The 17,512-nt window shown below is 36.6% G+C and carries 16 protein-coding genes; 5 read left to right on the top strand and 11 right to left on the bottom strand.

The genetic code is table 11. The features are described from left to right. Positions 1-17: 17 nt before the first annotated feature. The 4 genes from AQF98_RS17105 to AQF98_RS17120 form a co-directional block, all read right to left on the bottom strand. Positions 18-2,384: a TonB-dependent receptor gene (locus AQF98_RS17105; protein WP_055133549.1), complete on the bottom strand. Its 2,367-nt coding sequence runs from the start codon at positions 2,382-2,384 to the stop codon at positions 18-20. Between the two features lie 331 nt (positions 2,385-2,715). Beyond that, complete coding sequence (locus AQF98_RS17110) at positions 2,716-3,243, bottom strand: AAA family ATPase (RefSeq protein WP_055133185.1); 528 nt, start codon at positions 3,241-3,243, stop codon at positions 2,716-2,718. Beyond that, on the bottom strand, positions 3,227-3,850 hold the full coding sequence (gene pnuC, locus AQF98_RS17115) for a nicotinamide riboside transporter PnuC (RefSeq protein WP_055133186.1): 624 nt from the start codon (positions 3,848-3,850) through the stop codon (positions 3,227-3,229). Before pnuC ends, AQF98_RS17110 begins: the two co-directional genes overlap by 17 nt. Before the next feature lie 171 nt (positions 3,851-4,021). Beyond that, on the bottom strand, positions 4,022-4,543 hold the full coding sequence (locus tag AQF98_RS17120) for a hypothetical protein (protein WP_055133187.1): 522 nt from the start codon (positions 4,541-4,543) through the stop codon (positions 4,022-4,024). A gap of 286 nt (positions 4,544-4,829) precedes the next feature. On the opposite strand from AQF98_RS17120, the gene AQF98_RS17125 reads away from it, so the two are divergent. Together AQF98_RS17125 and carB are read left to right on the top strand one after the other, a co-directional pair. Then, the gene (locus AQF98_RS17125; protein WP_055133188.1) at positions 4,830-5,147 is read left to right on the top strand and encodes a hypothetical protein; all 318 of its coding nucleotides are present in this window, start codon (positions 4,830-4,832) and stop codon (positions 5,145-5,147) included. A 206-nt stretch (positions 5,148-5,353) separates the two neighbouring features. Further along, positions 5,354-8,251 (top strand): carbamoyl-phosphate synthase large subunit, encoded by a 2,898-nt coding sequence (gene carB / locus AQF98_RS17130; RefSeq protein ID WP_055133189.1) that lies wholly within the window; start codon positions 5,354-5,356, stop codon positions 8,249-8,251. A gap of 94 nt (positions 8,252-8,345) precedes the next feature. Here the strand turns inward: carB and AQF98_RS17135 are convergent, their stop codons facing one another. The 4 genes from AQF98_RS17135 to radA form a co-directional block, all read right to left on the bottom strand. Further along, positions 8,346-9,302 (bottom strand): DUF3137 domain-containing protein, encoded by a 957-nt coding sequence (locus tag AQF98_RS17135; RefSeq protein ID WP_055133190.1) that lies wholly within the window; start codon positions 9,300-9,302, stop codon positions 8,346-8,348. Continuing rightward, positions 9,302-9,859: a LemA family protein gene (locus AQF98_RS17140; protein ID WP_055133191.1), complete on the bottom strand. Its 558-nt coding sequence runs from the start codon at positions 9,857-9,859 to the stop codon at positions 9,302-9,304. Before AQF98_RS17140 ends, AQF98_RS17135 begins: the two co-directional genes overlap by 1 nt. A gap of 154 nt (positions 9,860-10,013) precedes the next feature. Continuing rightward, positions 10,014-10,484 (bottom strand): DUF4920 domain-containing protein, encoded by a 471-nt coding sequence (locus AQF98_RS17145; RefSeq protein WP_055133192.1) that lies wholly within the window; start codon positions 10,482-10,484, stop codon positions 10,014-10,016. Between the two features lie 421 nt (positions 10,485-10,905). Then, positions 10,906-12,282, bottom strand: a complete 1,377-nt coding sequence (gene radA, locus AQF98_RS17150) for a DNA repair protein RadA (protein WP_055133193.1) — start codon at positions 12,280-12,282, stop codon at positions 10,906-10,908. A gap of 250 nt (positions 12,283-12,532) precedes the next feature. Here radA and AQF98_RS22065 point away from each other — a divergent pair, with 250 nt between their 5' ends. Beyond that, on the top strand, positions 12,533-12,715 hold the full coding sequence (locus tag AQF98_RS22065; RefSeq protein WP_152969748.1) for a hypothetical protein: 183 nt from the start codon (positions 12,533-12,535) through the stop codon (positions 12,713-12,715). Between the two features lie 140 nt (positions 12,716-12,855). Here the strand turns inward: AQF98_RS22065 and AQF98_RS17155 are convergent, their stop codons facing one another. The 3 genes from AQF98_RS17155 to AQF98_RS17165 form a co-directional block, all read right to left on the bottom strand. Next, the gene (locus AQF98_RS17155) at positions 12,856-14,406 is read right to left on the bottom strand and encodes an Rne/Rng family ribonuclease (protein ID WP_055133194.1); all 1,551 of its coding nucleotides are present in this window, start codon (positions 14,404-14,406) and stop codon (positions 12,856-12,858) included. A gap of 248 nt (positions 14,407-14,654) precedes the next feature. Continuing rightward, entirely contained in the window at positions 14,655-15,485 is an 831-nt protein-coding gene (locus tag AQF98_RS17160; RefSeq protein WP_235524257.1) for a M48 family metallopeptidase, read from the bottom strand. A 51-nt stretch (positions 15,486-15,536) separates the two neighbouring features. Beyond that, on the bottom strand, positions 15,537-15,839 hold the full coding sequence (locus AQF98_RS17165) for an HU family DNA-binding protein (RefSeq protein ID WP_055133196.1): 303 nt from the start codon (positions 15,837-15,839) through the stop codon (positions 15,537-15,539). Between the two features lie 171 nt (positions 15,840-16,010). Here AQF98_RS17165 and mutY point away from each other — a divergent pair, with 171 nt between their 5' ends. Together mutY and AQF98_RS17175 are read left to right on the top strand one after the other, a co-directional pair. Continuing rightward, the gene (gene mutY, locus AQF98_RS17170; RefSeq protein ID WP_055133197.1) at positions 16,011-17,069 is read left to right on the top strand and encodes an A/G-specific adenine glycosylase; all 1,059 of its coding nucleotides are present in this window, start codon (positions 16,011-16,013) and stop codon (positions 17,067-17,069) included. Positions 17,070-17,071: 2 nt separating this feature from the next. Further along, a complete protein-coding gene (locus AQF98_RS17175) occupies positions 17,072-17,494 on the top strand; it encodes a single-stranded DNA-binding protein (RefSeq protein ID WP_055133198.1) in 423 nt (140 codons plus the stop codon). Positions 17,495-17,512 lie beyond the last annotated feature (18 nt).

A 17,512-nucleotide genomic window follows, 5' to 3' on the forward strand; every position in this document is an offset into this window, starting at 1 on the left:
TGTTTTTTAGGTAATCTTTAGAACTTTAAGCTCAAATTTAACAAAAAATTACGGGTAGCTTGTGGATAATACACATTATAACGACTAACCAGACCTTCAGATAAAGCAGGGTAAGAAGCACCATTGCTCTCGTAAAGTGTACTGAAAACATTGTTGATCAAAAGACTTAATCCAACATTTTTAACCCCTGTAAAAGCTGTTTGATAACTTAAACGGATATCGTTTACAAAGAAGCTCGACAATGATTGTGCATCAGAAGAGATGTTATTAAGGTATTGTTTGCCAACATATTTACTTAACAAGGCAATCTCGCCATTTTTGATAATACCATAAGCAATTTCACTCGACATAATTACTGATGGTGAATACGAAATATCTGTATTTTTGAAAGTGCTTTTTACAAAGGTTTTTCCAGTTTTGTCTTCTTCATCGTAAATATACTCGGTAAATTCTTTGATCTTGTTACGGCTAAAAGTTGCTGTGGCAGCCCAAGATAGTTTTTTGGTCAACTGTAAACGGCCATCAAACTCTATACCCGCACGGTAGCTATCAGGTACATTCTGGCGAGTTTGCCCTCCAACATTATTGAGTTCGCCAGTAGTGATCAACTGATCTTTATAAAGCATAGCAAAACCATTTACGCCTGCAGTAAAGTTGGTAGCTTGTATGCGGTAACCAGCTTCAATATCTGTTAAATGTTCTGGCTGAGGCCTGCTGTTGATGTTCGAATCGGTAAAATCTCTTCTGTTTGGCTCTTTATTGCCAATAGCAACCGATGCATAAATATTACTTTTGGCATTAATGGTATAGGTTATACCAGCTTTTGGATTAAAAAAGTTAAGCGTAGCATTTTGTTGTGATAGGGTATTGTTCAGATTCTTTCCAAAATAAGAGTAGTATACCCTACGGTACTGGAGGTCGGCAAAAAGATTAAACTGATCGATGCGGTAGTTTGCTCTTCCAAAAATGTTGAAATCGGTTTTAAGCGCATCGTTGTCATCGTATCTATGACGTAATGATTTACTTGCATCATAATTGGCATATTGTGCCCAGATCACCTCATCAAAATGCTTGCCCTTGTATTCATTATACGCACCACCAAGTATAAAATTCAGGTCATTCTTAGGGGTATAGTTTAAGGAATAGGTAACACCATAAAAATCATTATCTAACCACAAACGTCTTACAAGGTTAGACTGTGTTATTGTACTGTTGCCAATTACCACAGGGGCGATTCCATAATCGCTTAAGGTCTGTTTTTTCTTATATTCTTCGTAAAAACCTCGTCCATAAGTATAATGAAGTGCAGCATTGGCTACCAATTTCGGACTTAAGTTTCGGGTGTAGAACATCTGATAATGATCTTGTTGGTAATTGTCCGTCTGATTATCATAAGTGAAATCGTTGTGTGTTCTATTGGTTTGCAATAGTTCTTCAGGAACTCCATTCCAAGCTTGATATGTTTTTTCTGTACCGCTAAATACATTTACTCGCAATAGATCTTTTTTGCCATAGTAAGCGCCAGAAAAGAAGAATGATTTCAAGTTCGAACTCGCACGGTCAATATAACCGTCTGATTTGATCCGAGATAAACGGCCATCAAAACTGAACTTGTTATTGATCATACCGGTACCTACACTCACCGTGTTTTTCCAGGTTTCGTAAGAGCCATAAGTGTTGTTTAGTTCAGCATAAGCTGAGTCTTTACGTGTAGTGGTCTGGATATTTAAGCTTGCGCCAAAAGAACCCGCACCATTGGTAGATGTACCTACACCACGTTGGATCTGGATATTGTCTACAGAAGAAGCCAGATCTGGTAAGTTGATAAAAAAACTACCATGGCTTTCGGCATCATTCAATGGAATGCCATTCAAGGTTACATTAATTCTTGTCGCATCACTTCCACGGATACGCATACCTGTGTAACCAACACCTGCGCCAGCCTCTGAAGTAACCACTACAGAAGGAGTCTGGTTTAGCAAATAAGGCATGTCTTGACCTAAATTGTTTTTTGCAAGCTCGGTCTTGTCTAGATTTTTGTACGTAGTGGCCGAGTTTTTTGAAGCCCGAGTGGCATTCACTACAATCTCGTCAGCAATGTAGCTCAATTGCACTAAATTAAAGTTGAGTGTGGTGTTTGAAGAAAGATCAATCGTTCTTTCTTCTGTTTTAAAGCCAACATAACTTACACTCAATACATACTTCCCCGCAGAGAGGTTGCTGATGGTGTAAGCTCCGTTCAGATCACTAATCACTGTAGTTGATTTGTTTTTTAATTTAATTGTTGCTCCAGGAAGCGGTTTTTGATTGTTGTCGTTTACTTTTCCAGTAAGCGCAATTTGTGCCATGGCGAAACAAGGCAGCATCATGGCAAGGATTGCCATTAATTTCAATTTTTTCAATTTTTTTTAATTGTTTAGTTAAACCTGCCGGCAGTAGGGGTACTCCCGACTTTAGTTAAACTCCATAAACCATCCCTACGCCAGCATTACCTGGATCAGGTGCATTTGAGAGGTAAAAAGTGTAGGGTTTTAAGGTGTAAGGTTTTACCCTACGCCTTAAGCCTTTAACCTTAAGCCTTTCAAAATGGGTATGATCTCAGCCTGTATTTGTGTTTTTACAAAACAAGGCACCCCTTATTGATGGCACAAAGGTAAGGTAAAAGGATTGATATTATAAAATTGTTTCTAAAAACAGTCTTCTATTAGCTGTTTATTAGGTTTTTAAGAAATTATTGATAGCTGTAATTGCATTTTGTAGCCGGTTTTCTATACCCCCGATTACCACATAATTGGCGTTTAACGCTTTTAACTCTTTGTGCCAAATCTCCATAAAATGCTCACGCATGGTTGGAAAATCTCTGAGTGGATCTTCTTGCCAAGGAAGATCAATATCCAACAAAAGATACAGATCATAAGGACGTTTGTACAACTCGTCTAACACAACCTGTGGAGTTTCACCAAACATCTCGTCGCTCCAAATTTTAACAGTTACAAATGTGGTATCGCAGATGATAAAATCGGTATTGGCCATTGCCATTACCGACTCTTCTAAAGCCACTTGTCCGTGAAACATATTGGTTTCATCCTGTAAGGTACATTCTGTGGTTAATGCAGCACAATAATAACGGGCATATTCTGGTACCCAAGGCACATTGTAATGCTTCGCTAGTTGTTGCGAAATGGTCGATTTGCCCGTGCTTTCGGGGCCAACGATGGCTATTTTTTTAATGATTTTGTTCACGATAAATTTTCTTCCAATCCATATAACCCATTAATGCTATGGCCATGTATATGGCATACATTAACCCAGTGGCGTAAAGGTCTTTTGAGCAATAAACAATTACATAAATAATATCTACAAAAATCCAGATTAACCAGTTTTCCATTACCCTTCTGGCTAAAAAAACCTGAGCAATGATGCTGGTAGCTGTACAAAAACTATCTATAAAAGGAAATGAAGCATCGGTGTTTTTGTGTAGCAATTGGCCCAAAACTAAAGTGAAAATGATGATGCCTACTACGGATAAAAATATTTCCTTTTTTGTAATTCGACTAATTGGTCTTTGTTTACCCGAATTTTTTCTTTGTTCGCTCCAATAATACCAGCCATAAATATTCATCATTAACAGGTAACCTTGTAAGCCCATATCTGCATAAAGTTTACTTTCGAAAAAAATAAAGATATAAGTAAGTACGCTTGCAATAGCGAATGGCCAATTCCAGATGTTGTTTTTTGCGGCCAGCCAAACGCAGAGCAGCCCGGTGAAAACACCAAACCATTCTAATGGGCTAGTTCCATATACGAATTGGGCTAAACTATCTTTAAAGGCGTCGGCCGTTAATAACATGTTCCAAAAATATAAAATAGTATTGAGTATTGGGCTGAGGCTTATTTCTTGATATATGAATGCCTATAAAACAAAAAATCCGATAGGGAACAACCCCTACCGGATAATAAACCAAACAAACTATTTATGAAGAATACCCTCGGACAAATGATTGTCGAGGATGCTTTAGATCTATTTTGGATTTGGCGATGAACTAAAGTTTACCGCCGCTCTCACACTCACGTCACTTGTTAAATTATTCCTTAACGTGTACTCCATTCTCATTTTCAAATTGCTTCCTTTAATGTAGTCATCTACAAAACGTGTATTGTCTATGTCTAGTACAAGATTGTTGCCAATATTTTCAGACACATCACTTCTTGACGCTACCATGACTTCTGCGTTACTCCCATTTACAATAAAAAGCTTTACCGATTTGAAGATACCTAGGTTCTGATTAACGGGATTGCTTGCCTCTATTTTTACCGAAGTAACTCTTACCTCTTTAATGTAATCAGCCCCTGTCTGATTGCCAAAAATCTGATCAAAACTACTTGCTGTGCTCGTTGTAGTTAGCGTAACGCCACTTTTGGCCCCTGTTGGTACAATTAAAGTAGCCGTATATGGAAACGTAGATTTGATAATAGACTGCACCGTTGCACAGCCCGAAACAACTATTGAAAGTACAATAAATGAAAGCAATATCTTTTTCATATTATACAAACAACAAATAAATTGGATTTGGGTTTTAACTTTTTGAAGAAAATGATCTGTATTTATTTTAAGACAACAGTGTGTAGAGATAAGGAATTTTAGCAATGATCTCTAGTCATTCGATCACCAACAATTAACTATTGGTTAAAAAATAAAAGTATAAAAATAAAACAATCTTATAGAAGGGCTGTTACTTACTCACGAACCTTAAAAAATTGAACCTTTTAAAAATAGGATGGAAAAAATTTACGCTTAATTAATAGAAGTTAAACTAAAAATTAATGTCATGAAAAGAGCGAGTTTAAATTTTTTAGCCGTTGCAGGTTTATCAATAGGTTTATTTGCATTCGGCTCAATCAAAGAAGGAGGAATACAAGGTAAGGTATCGCCAGCCGAAGGTGCAAAAGAAGTGGTAGCAATTGCTGGTACAGATACCTTAAGAAGTCAAGTTAGCAATGGGGCTTTTGTATTCAGCAATGTTAAAAAAGGTACTTATACCGTTTGGGTAAAAGCAAATGCTCCTTATAAAGATGCATCAGTAGAAAATGTGGCAGTTACAGACAGTGCTACAACAGATATTGGTGAAATAAAATTACAACAATAAAACCTTGTGTGTGTGGAAAAGGGAAAGAGGGCTTGAGGGCCCTCTTTTTTATTGTAATATATTTTAAAAATTGAATCATATTTCTATTCAAAAAACCTATCTTTGCATCCCGACAGAGCAGTTGGGATTTTTCATTTCATAGCAGAGGATCTCTCCCAGCTATCAGTCAGATTTGACTTTTTACTTTAGACTTTTTAAAAACCCCCATGCCTAAAGACACTTCCATACGTTCAGTACTTATTATCGGATCAGGACCTATTATTATTGGTCAAGCTTGCGAATTTGATTATTCTGGTTCTCAAGCCGCACTTTCTTTAAAAGAAGAAGGTATTTCTGTTTCCATCATCAATTCTAACCCCGCAACGATCATGACCGATAAGGTAATCGGTGATCATGTGTACCTGCGACCTTTAACGTTAGAATCGATAGCACAAATTTTAACTGAACACGCAAACTCTCCAACTTTACCAACCATTGATGCGGTATTGCCTACAATGGGTGGACAAACAGCCTTAAATCTATGTGTTGAAGCAGAAGAACGTGGCTTATGGAAAGCTCATGGCGTGAAAATTATCGGAGTAGATGTAGCTGCCATCGAGAAAACAGAAAACAGAGAATCTTTCCGCCAGTTAATGGTAGATATCGGTGTTGGTGTTGCGCCATCTAAAATTGCAAATTCATTTTTAGAAGGAAAAGAAGCTGCCCAAGAAATTGGTTATCCATTGGTAATCCGTCCATCTTACACACTTGGTGGTTCTGGCGGTGGTTTTGTACATAAAAAAGAAGAATTTGATGCCGCTTTAAAACGTGGTTTAGAAGCTTCTCCAACACACGAAGTTTTGGTAGAGAAAGCCGTTTTGGGCTGGAAAGAATACGAATTGGAGTTGTTGAGAGATAGCAATGACAATGTGATCATCATTTGCTCAATCGAAAACTTTGACCCGATGGGGATCCATACAGGAGATTCGATTACCGTAGCGCCTGCCATGACTTTATCAGACAGGTGTTATCAAGACATGCGTAACCAGGCCATCAAAATGATGCGTGCCATCGGTAATTTCGCAGGTGGATGTAATGTTCAGTTCTCTGTTAATCCAGATAACGACGATATCATTGCCATCGAGATCAATCCTCGTGTTTCTCGTTCGTCAGCCTTGGCAAGTAAAGCAACGGGTTATCCGATTGCGAAAATTGCAGCAAAGTTGGCCATTGGTTACAACCTAGACGAGATAGAAAACCAGATTACCAAAACAACTTCAGCATACTTTGAGCCAACTTTAGATTACGTAATCGTTAAAATCCCTCGCTGGAATTTCGATAAGTTTAAAGGTGCAAATATGGAGTTGGGCCTTCAGATGAAAGCCGTAGGTGAAGTAATGGCCATTGGACGTAGCTTTATCGAAGCATTACAAAAAGCTTGTCAGAGTTTAGAAATTGGCAGAGCCGGATTAGGTGCAGATGGTAGACAGAAAAGAAACATCGAAGAGATCATGTATGGTTTGGAGCATCCAAGCTGGAACCGTTTGTTCCTGATCAAAGATGCCATGAGCATGGGTGTGCCTCTTGAGTCTATCCGTAAGGTAACCAAAATAGATAAATGGTTCTTGTCTCAAATTCAAGAACTGGTTAACCTAGAAGTAGAATTAAAGCGTTATTCGCTCAATAATATTCCTAAAGACTTCTTCTTTAACTTGAAACAAAAAGGTTTCTCTGATATCCAGATTGCTTATGTTTTAGGTAATGTAACAGAAGATGAAGTTTACAATCGCCGTAAAGAATTAGGCATTAGAAGAGTATATAAAATGGTAGATACCTGTGCGGCCGAGTTTGCTGCACAAACCCCATATTTCTACTCAACTTTTGAGGAGGCGCCAATTCAGATCTCATTGGTTGGAACGGAAATCCTTTCGGCCGGAGATGAACTTGGAACCAACGAATCAATTGTTTCTGATAGAAAAAAAGTAATTGTTTTAGGTTCTGGTCCTAACCGTATCGGACAAGGAATTGAGTTTGATTATTCTTGTGTACACGGGTTGTTAGCGGCAAAAGAAAGTGGTTTTGAGGCCATCATGATCAACTGTAATCCTGAAACAGTTTCTACAGACTTTAACATGGCCGATAAGTTATACTTTGAGCCTGTGTTCTGGGAGCATGTTCGTGAAATTATAGAATTAGAAAATCCGATAGGTGTAATTGTTCAGTTGGGTGGCCAAACGGCACTTAAAATGGCTGAAAAACTACATGAAAATAACATCAAAATTATTGGTACAGCATACAATGATATGGATGTTGCCGAAGATCGTGGTCGTTTCTCAGACTTATTAAAAGAACTTGATATTCCTTATCCAAAATACGGAGTAGCCGAAAATGCAGAAGAAGCAATTGTAGTGGCTAACCAAGTAGGATACCCGGTGTTGGTACGCCCAAGTTATGTATTGGGTGGACAAGGGATGAGCATTGTAATTAACGATGAAGACTTAGAAAAAGCGGTAGTGAAATTGCTTGGTGATTTACCAGGTAACCGTGTACTGATTGATCATTTCTTAGATAGAGCAGAAGAAACAGAATCTGACTCGATCTGTGATGGTACAGATGTACATATTGTAGGGTTAATGGAACACATTGAGCCTGCTGGTATCCACTCTGGAGATTCGAGTGCAGTATTGCCTCCTTTCAGCCTATCGGAGAAGGTAATTGCCGATATGGAAGCCTACTCTATAAAGATTGCAAGAGCCTTAAATGTAATTGGTTTATTGAACATCCAATTTGCGGTAAAAGACGATAAGGTATATGTAATTGAAGCTAATCCAAGAGCATCTCGTACGGTACCATTTATTGCCAAAGCTTACGATGTACCTTACATTAACATTGCAGCAAGAATTATGTTGGGCGTTAATAAGCTAAAAGATTTCAATATCGTTCGTAAACTAGAAGGATATGCCATTAAAGAACCAGTATTCTCTTTTGATAAATTCCCTGAAGTGACTAAAGAACTAGGTCCAGAAATGAAATCGACAGGAGAAGCTATTCGTTTCATTAAAGATTTAGAAGATCCTTACTTCCGTAAGTTATATAAAGATAAATCGATGTATTTGTCTAAATAATATAAATACAAAAGAATAAAAAATCCCTTAGTGTAATGCTAGGGGATTTTTTGTTTACAGTTGGTCGGGATTTGTAATCTCGACCAGCAAAATCTTATTGTTTAGTCCAAATTCTGGTATTCAAATCTAGTTCTTGAATAATGTCATACATAAAACCGAGTACAGACATGTCATCATCTAACAAATCTGGTTTTAACAAGGTTTTAAAAACAGGTGGTTCAAAATAATTCTTGTTCAGTGGAAAAGCTATATAAAGGCTAGAGTTGACAAAAGATACAGATACCGTATAAGCAGAGCGCTCGTCTAAGGCACTGATTTTTTCCATCATAGCTGGCGTTAAAATATACCTGGCTTCAATTTGGTCAGTGCTGTAGGTGACAAACTTTTTATTGAAATTGTCATTTTCCAATTGGACCACATTTTTATCTCCGAAAGAAAATACATTTTTCGAAAACCATGCACCAATAGAAGAACCCAGATCTTTTGGTCTAACGACCGTAACACCATTGAAATTTTTATTGAAGTCTGCTGAGAATACAATACCTTTCAAAATATCATGCCATTGCACTTGTCGGCCACTTTTAGTCTGTGTTTCTGTTTTATATTCGGCATGCACCTCTGCAAAATAAAAGCTTGTTTTGCCTGCTTTACCCCTTACCAGATCTTCGGTATGGTAACGATCTGGGCTAGTAGTAAAAAGTTGCGAAGACCTAAATTCACCCTCAGAAATGCCTTCATAAGGGCTTAAAGTCAAACTAGGATCTATTGTGCTTAAAGCCGCGCCAATTACCTCGTTTTTAAAACGATTTTTATATAAGCCCGTTTTTTCTGCTAGGCGATAAAGGATTACCACACCGGGTATAATTGCAGCTGCACCAACAAGCAATGCGATGAGCATTTGTCCGGTTGTAGATACTGCAACTAAGCCAACAAGACCCAAAACAACAGCGCCCCAGCCTTTTAATTTGCTAGAAACAATTTCTTTTCGCTGAATTTCTAAATCAGCCAGTACACTTTCTACTGCCGGATTTATAGTGAAATTAGAAGACATTAACTATTGAAAAGCTCTTTAGCGCTTACGTTTTTACGTTCTTCTTCTACAGTTTCTAATACTGCTATGGGTTGGTAGCCCAACATTCCTGCAAACATATTGCCAGGGAACATCATAACGGCATTATTGTAAGTGGTAACAGACGAGTTGTAGTTTCTTCTTGCTGCAGCAATTTGTTCTTCACTTTCTGTCCAGGTACTTTGTAGGTTTAAAAAATTCTGGTTAGCCTTTAGGTCAGGGTAATTTTCTACACTTACCATTAAGCCTTTTACCGCCGATCCAATTTGTTGGTCTAATTGGAGTTTGTCGCTTTCACTTACATTAGTTCCCAATGCTTTTCCTCTCAGCTCAGTAATTTTGGTTAAGGTATCTCCCTCATATTGCATGTATTGTTTAACCGTTTCTACTAGATTTGGAATAAGGTCAAAACGTTTCTTTAACATGACATCTATTGCAGAGAAGGCATTAGCAACTTGGTTCTTTTTGCTAATTAGAGAATTGTACATGCTAATGCCGATCAATAAAACGGCAATTGCTATTACGATTACATAAATCATTTTCAGTTTGTTTTAAGTCCTTTATAAATATAAATAAAATATATAATGATATAGATGTAGAATTGTTACGGCTGTTACAATATGAAGGCAAAAAAAGAACCCTGCTCCGGAGAGAGCAGGGTTCAACCAATCAATATTAAAAAGGAGAACCTTTTTAATTCTCTAAAATTACAACTCCTTTTGCTTCAAACACAATTTCTTTTTTAGGTTTTGTAATTTTTGCGATTTCAGCCTCTGATTTTTTGGCATCTTCAGCAAAATGTTTTAAATCTTCAACAGAAGTTTCTTTTCTTTCTGCAAAACCATCAACCACTACTTTTTTACCAGCAAGGTCTTTTGGCATAAAGAAAGCATAATCTTTAAAGTTAACGAACATCGTTTCGCCATTTGGCAAAGCTAAATTCATAAAACAACCCTTTTTTTGACAAACCAAAGTAACTACTCCAGTTACTTTCATGTTCTTTTTAGTGTCTTTTCCTAATTTGGCATCAACTTCTGCAGTTGTAATTACATCTCCTTTTTTTACACCTTCACCAAAAGATTTTCCTTCAAATGAAGTAGCATCTTGAGCAAATGCAAATGCTGTAAACAAGCAGAAAGTCAAGCTTAAAATAATTTTTTTCATAATCTATTATTGTTTTTTAGTTGAACTGAAAACAAGAGTTGGCAGTTCATTTTAATTTGGTGTAATCTGATCTGTAGCAAAAATATTTAAAATCTTTCTAAATAGGGAAGGTTCTCTAAATAATTTTAAAACAAAAAAAAAAGACCCCACTACTAAAAAGCAGTGAGGTCAATCATCCCTATTGTTTGTTAAAACCCATTTCTGGATAAGAACATGCTGCATAAGGCAATAAAGCGACCAGAATTTTGTCTTTATAGTCAAAAATACATATGTTATTGATAATCAGATATTTGAGTGTTTTTTATCTAAAAAATGAATTGAATTTTTTTAGAATGACTGGGGAAATAAAAGTCTATTTTTCTTAAAATGGGCAAATAATTTCCACACCTGTAAGTTGTGTTTGAAATTAATTTTTGAGCAATTAACCAAACAACAAAGAGAATACTTCTTCAATTTTGCTTACCGTAACAATTTCTATTTTGAATTTATCCTTTACCAATCCCTTTAAATTGTAATTAGAGATGAAGATTTTCTCAAAACCTAATTTTTCAGCTTCTGATATTCTTTGTTCAATTCTATTTACTGCCCTAATTTCGCCAGATAGGCCAACTTCTGCAGCGAAACAAATCTTAGAAGAGATGAATATATCCTCATGTGATGAAATAATGGCTGCCATAATGGCTAAATCAATTGCCGGATCTTCAACTTTAATACCACCAGCAATATTTAAGAAAACATCTTTGGCACTTAACCTAAATCCACATCTTTTTTCAAGAACAGCCAAGAGCATGTTCATTCTTTTGGTGTCAAAGCCTGTAGCAGAACGTTGTGGCGTTCCGTAGGCAGCAATGCTTACCAATGCCTGGGTTTCTATTAACATGGGTCTGGCGCCCTCTAAGGTGGCTCCAATGGTTATCCCACTTAATTCTTCATCTCTTTGCGATAATAAGATCTCTGAAGGGTTTGAAACCTCTCTTAAGCCATTACTTTGCATGGCATAAATGCCTAATTCTGCTGCGGCCCCAAATCTATTTTTGATCGATCTTAAAATGCGATAAATATGGTGCCGATCTCCTTCAAACTGTAGCACCGTATCAACCATGTGTTCTAAAATCTTAGGCCCTGCTATGGTTCCATCTTTAGTAATGTGGCCGATTAAAAAAACAGGTGTATCAGTTTCTTTTGCAAAACGGAGCAGTTCTGCGGTACACTCTCTTACTTGCGAAACACTTCCTGGAGTAGATTCAATATGGGCAGAATGTAAAGTTTGGATAGAATCGATAATGACAATTTCTGGCATCAATTGTTCTATCTGTTTAAAGATGTTTTGTGTGGAGGTTTCGGTTAAGATATAACAATCTGCTTTTGGACTATTGGTAATCCGCTCAGCCCGCATTTTAATCTGCTGCTCACTTTCTTCGCCAGAAACATATAAAATCTTTCTGCCGGTTATATTTAAGGCCAATTGCAGCATTAAAGTAGATTTACCAATGCCTGGTTCACCACCAATTAAGGTTACGGAGCCTGCCACAAGCCCCCCACCTAGCACTCTGTCTAATTCGGCATCGCCGGTTGTGGTTCTGTCTGCTGTAGCACTCTGGATTTCTTCAATTTTATTGGGTCTACTTAATTTTTGGCTCCCAGAGGCTGATTTCCATGTTGGCACATGCGAATTACCTTTATCAATTACCTCTTCTACAAATGTATTCCATTGGTTGCATGATGGGCATTTACCCAACCATTTTGCTGATTCGTAACCACAACTTTGACAGAAATATGCTGATCTTGTTTTAGCCAATTGATTTTAGATTTATCTAATGCGAATTTAGATTTATTTTGTGGCAAAACCCGACGAAGTTTTAAACAACGAAGACCCGATATTATTGCCGGAATGGGATGTTGAAATAGAAGCCCCAAATTTTAATGCTATTCTTGTTTTTCTTTTTAGTTAATATTTATTAATTTAAAGATTATCACAGAGTTATGTGATAACGTTTTATGTTTTTACGTGGTAAAAAAACAAACTAACCTAAATTAAAACTTAAACAATGAACAAACAAAATGTACTCAGCAAAGCTGAGATGAAAAAAGTAATGGGTGGAACAACTGATCCGATATGGTGTTATGCTAATCATGGTTCAGGACAAGAGTGTATCTGGTGCTGCTCGATGCATTTCTCGGGCAACATGGCAAATTGCGAATTGGCATGTAATGCAAACTATACCACCTAACATTAATATTGAGGCTACTCAAAGTACTTTTTTGGGTAGCCTTTTGTAATATTATGAAATCTAAAGACACCCTATTCCATAAACAAAAAAGCCTGATTTCATCAATAGAAATCAGGCTTTTGAATGCTTTTAATACAGCTTTACAATTTAATTTCTTCGTCTTTTGAAGATAGAAAATGGAATTCTGTTAGGTTATAAGAAGAGATAGATTTTACCTTGATGCGCTGACCAAATTTGAAAAACCATTTCCATTGTAAAGAAATCAATCCTTTTTTAATGAAAGCCTCAATATAAGGGTGTACACAAAGTGTAATATTCTTCTCGTTCTGCTCTTGTAAAATGTAAGTTAAATTGCTTTCAATATCGTCCATTAACACGATACTGGCTTTAATTTCTCCCGTACCATCACATGTAGGGCATTTTTCTACAGTAACAATGTTCATTTCAGGTCTTACACGTTGACGGGTAATCTGAACAAGTCCAAATTTACTTGGAGGCAAGATGGTGTGTTTAGCACGATCCAACAACATGAGTTCACGTAGGTAGTCAAAAAGCAATTTACGGTTGGTGGGTTTATGCATATCGATAAAATCGATCACCACAATACCACCCATATCTCTCAACCTAAGTTGACGAGCAATTTCTTTAGCAGCTTCTTTGTTTACCTGAAGCGCATTTTCTTCTTGGTTTTCTTTGCTAGCTGTTCTATTACCACTATTTACATCAATTACGTGTAAAGCTTCAGTATGTTCAACTACCAAATAGGCTCCGCCAGCAAGATTAACTGTTTTACCGAAACCATTTTTAATTTGCTTTTCTACACCGAAATGTTCAAAAATGGGTTCTTTATGTTTGTAATGTTTAACAATTTTCTCCATTTCTGGCGAAATCTCATGAACATAAGAACGGATGTCTTCGAACAGATTTGCATCGTTTACATAAACGTTGGCAAAATCGGCATTTAAAATATCTCTGATTAGGGTAGAAGTACGATCCATCTCCCCCCAAACCCTTTTAGAAGGTTCTGCATCAGGTAGCTTTTTAGCAAAGCTTTCCCATTTGGATACAGAATCCAATAAGTCTTTTTGTAATTCGGCAACGCCTTTACCTTCGGATACCGTTCTAATGATTACTCCAAAATTTTTGGGCTTAATACTTTCAATAATCTTTTTTAAACGATTACGTTCGGTATTGCTTTTAATCTTTTTAGAGATCGATATAACGTTAGAGAAAGGAACTAAAACAATGTATCTTCCTGCAATAGAAAGATCAGAGCTTAATCTGGGGCCTTTAGTAGATATTGGTTCTTTAGCAATCTGAACGGGTAGGATCAGGTTTTTACTGACAATTTCGGAGATTTTACCCGCTTTATTGATGTCAGCTTCTAATTTAAAATTATCTAATAAAGTTCCATTAACTGTGCCGTTACGCTTAATTTTAGTAAGCTTTATTAAAGATTGTACTTGTGGGCCTAAGTCGAAATAATGCAAGAATGCATCTTTCTCATAACCTACATCAACAAACGCAGCATTTAAGCCAGGCATAATTTTCTTTATGCGACCTAAATAAATATCGCCTACGGCGTAATTGTTGTTGATGTGTTCCTTATGAAGCTCTACAAGATATTTGTCTTCAATTAAAGCTATGGTTACTCCCGTAGGAGTCGAATCGATTATTAATTCCTTTACCAAAAGCTACAGATTTTAAGGCAAATCAATGCCTTATTACACATGGACAAAAAACAATGGAATCCAAAAATAAACACCTGATCAATCGGGTGTTTATTTTTGGCCTATACACGAATAGGGAAAGCCTATTTTTTCTTGTGTCTGTTTTTTCTTAAACGTTTTTTACGTTTGTGCGTAGCCATTTTATGTCTTTTTCTTTTTTTACCGCTTGGCATAATTTTAAGTTTTAAATGTTTTTATTAATCTGTTAATTAACGTTTATTCTTTAACTCAGTCACCTTTGTATCAATAAACTTTGATAAAGTTGGACTGGCTGCTAATTTCTTGCTATTTAAATAAGCGTCTATTGCTTCTTTGTTTTTGCCTAAACTTTCGTACGCTGTTGCCAAGTAGAAATAGGCGTCTGGAGTAGCTTTAATATTGCTGATGATATCGTTGAAACGCGTAATCGCTTTATCAAACTGACCAGATTTTATCGCAAACATGCCTAAATTCATATTTGCTTTTAAATTTTTAGGTTCTTTTTTTACCACTTCTAGCAACATTGTAATACCTTGCATTGGTGCACCCATACCGTTTACAATGGTAATACCTAGGCCGGTTTTGGCCGCTGTACTACTAGAGTCTAAGGCTAATGCACTTGTAAAAGCCGCATTAGCTTTTTGTAGCATTACTGGGCGTACTACACTGTCTTGCTGATTAGTATTGTCAAAGGCTTTCATAAAGCGGTCTCCAGCAGTTACCCAATGGGTTAAAGACGGATCACCTTTAGCTACAACCTCTAAATACATTGCACTAGGGATAGCGTGTTCCAAATCGTCCCATTTTTGAGCCAATAAGGTTGCCTGTGTGTTTTTATCGCTACCAGAAGCACTTAAATAAGCAGCTTCTAAAGCAGATATTTCTTTGGCAGACGCTCCGCTAATTAAATTTTTGGCGGTTGTAGAAACCTCTTCTATACTAAGTTGTGGTGTATTTGCAGCCTTGTTTGTTGAAGCCATTGGCGCTTGACCTGCTTCGTCTTTAGGCTTTACTAAACCTTTAATCTCTCTTGTAAACAAAAATCCTACAAGCACTAGCATTGCAACAATAATTATAACTTGTTTTGAACGGATATTGTTTATCATGATAAATTAAGCTTCTGCTTTAACTTTTTTTGAATTGTTTTTTACTTTATCAACAAAAACTTTTGCTGGTTTAAAGCTAGGAACGAAATGCTCAGGGATAATAATCGCAGTGTTTTTAGAAATATTTCTAGCAGTTTTTTGCGCTCTCTTTTTTACAACGAAACTGCCAAAGCCTCTTACGTATACATTTTCACCGCCAATCATGCTGTTCTTGATCACTTTGAAAAATGCTTCTACGGTTTCCTGTACATCTACTTTTTCAATTCCTGTTTTTGTTGATATTTCTGAAATAATATCTGCCTTAGTCATATTTTCTATTTATTAAGTTATTGAGTGTTAAATATTATAACTGTTTTGGGGTTGCAAAAGTATTGCTTTTTAATGAGATAGGAAAATAAAAGATGATTTATTTACAATGAAACGTATCATGTAATTGCAAGTTTTATAAAAAAGATATATTTTGATTGTATTTTTGAGGAAATGAACTTCCAAAATGAAATTATAAAATGGTATAAAGTTAACAAACGCGAACTACCATGGCGTAATACTACTGATGCTTATGTGATCTGGCTGTCTGAAATTATCTTACAGCAAACCAGAGTGGAACAGGGACTGCCCTATTTCAATAAATTTTTAGCAAATTTTCCAACAGTGAGTTCTTTTGCCGCTGCATCAGAAATCCAGGTGCTTAAACTTTGGCAGGGATTGGGCTATTATTCTAGAGGAAGAAACATGTTGTTTACAGCAAAACAAGTGGTTGATATGCATCATGGTGCTTTTCCTGTTCAATACGATGAGCTGGTAAAGCTGAAGGGAATTGGAGAATATACGGCTGCAGCAATCTCTTCTTTCTCTAATAACGAAGCAAAAGCAGTTTTAGATGGGAACGTTTTTAGGGTATTGGCCCGATATTTTGGGATAGAAGAACCGATCAATTCTACTGCCGGTAAAAAGATTTTTACAGCACTTGCGCAATCGCTCATCGAAAATGAGCAGCCAGCATTGTATAATCAGGCCATAATGGAGTTTGGCGCCTTACAGTGTAAGCCAAAATCGCCACTATGTCATAGCTGTCCAATTCAGTTGGGCTGTTATGCCTTGAAAAACAAAAAAGTAGATGTGCTACCAATTAAATTAAAAAAGGTAAAAGTTAAAAAAAGATGGTTTAATTATTTTGTTGGGATTAGCGATGGACATATTTTAACTAAACAACGCAGCCCAGGAGATATATGGCAACAGCTATTTGATTTTCCATTGATCGAGACTGATGAACAGCCAAGTCTTAACCAAGCTGATTTTATAAAAAAGGTGAAAAACGAGTTTGGGGAGGATGTTAAAATCACGCTAGTTTCAGAAAAAAAGCATTTATTAACCCACCAAATTATATATGTTCAATTTTTTGCTTTAGATAATTATATTATTAACTTTAATCTAAAGACGGACATTAAATCGGTTTTGCTGGAGGAATTTGAGGACTTACCACATCCAAAAGTAATTAGCGATTTTATAGACGTGTACATAAAAACTAATCAAATATAAGTATGTCGGGTATTAACAAAGTTATTTTGGTTGGGCATCTGGGTAAAGATCCAGAGGTTCGACATTTAGAGGGAGGAGTTACAGTAGCCAGCTTCCCATTGGCTACTTCGGAAACTTACAATAAGGATGGAAAACGTGTAGAACAAACAGAATGGCACAATATTGTGCTTTGGAGGGGTTTGGCAGAAGTAGCATCTAAATATCTGCAAAAGGGAAAGTTGGTTTACATAGAAGGTAAATTAAGAACACGTTCATTTGAAGATAAAGAAAAAGTAAAAAAATATGTAACTGAAGTTGTTGCTGAGAACTTTACCATGTTGGGTAGAAAAAGCGATTTTGAAAACACACCTGTGAGTAGTGGTACACCAAAAAGCGAAGATGATTTTGTAAGTCCTGTTGATGCAACTGGCGATTTACCCTTTTAAATCACAAATGGTAACATA

Source organism: Pedobacter sp. Hv1 (genome assembly GCF_001412215.1).
GTDB lineage: Bacteria > Bacteroidota > Bacteroidia > Sphingobacteriales > Sphingobacteriaceae > Pedobacter.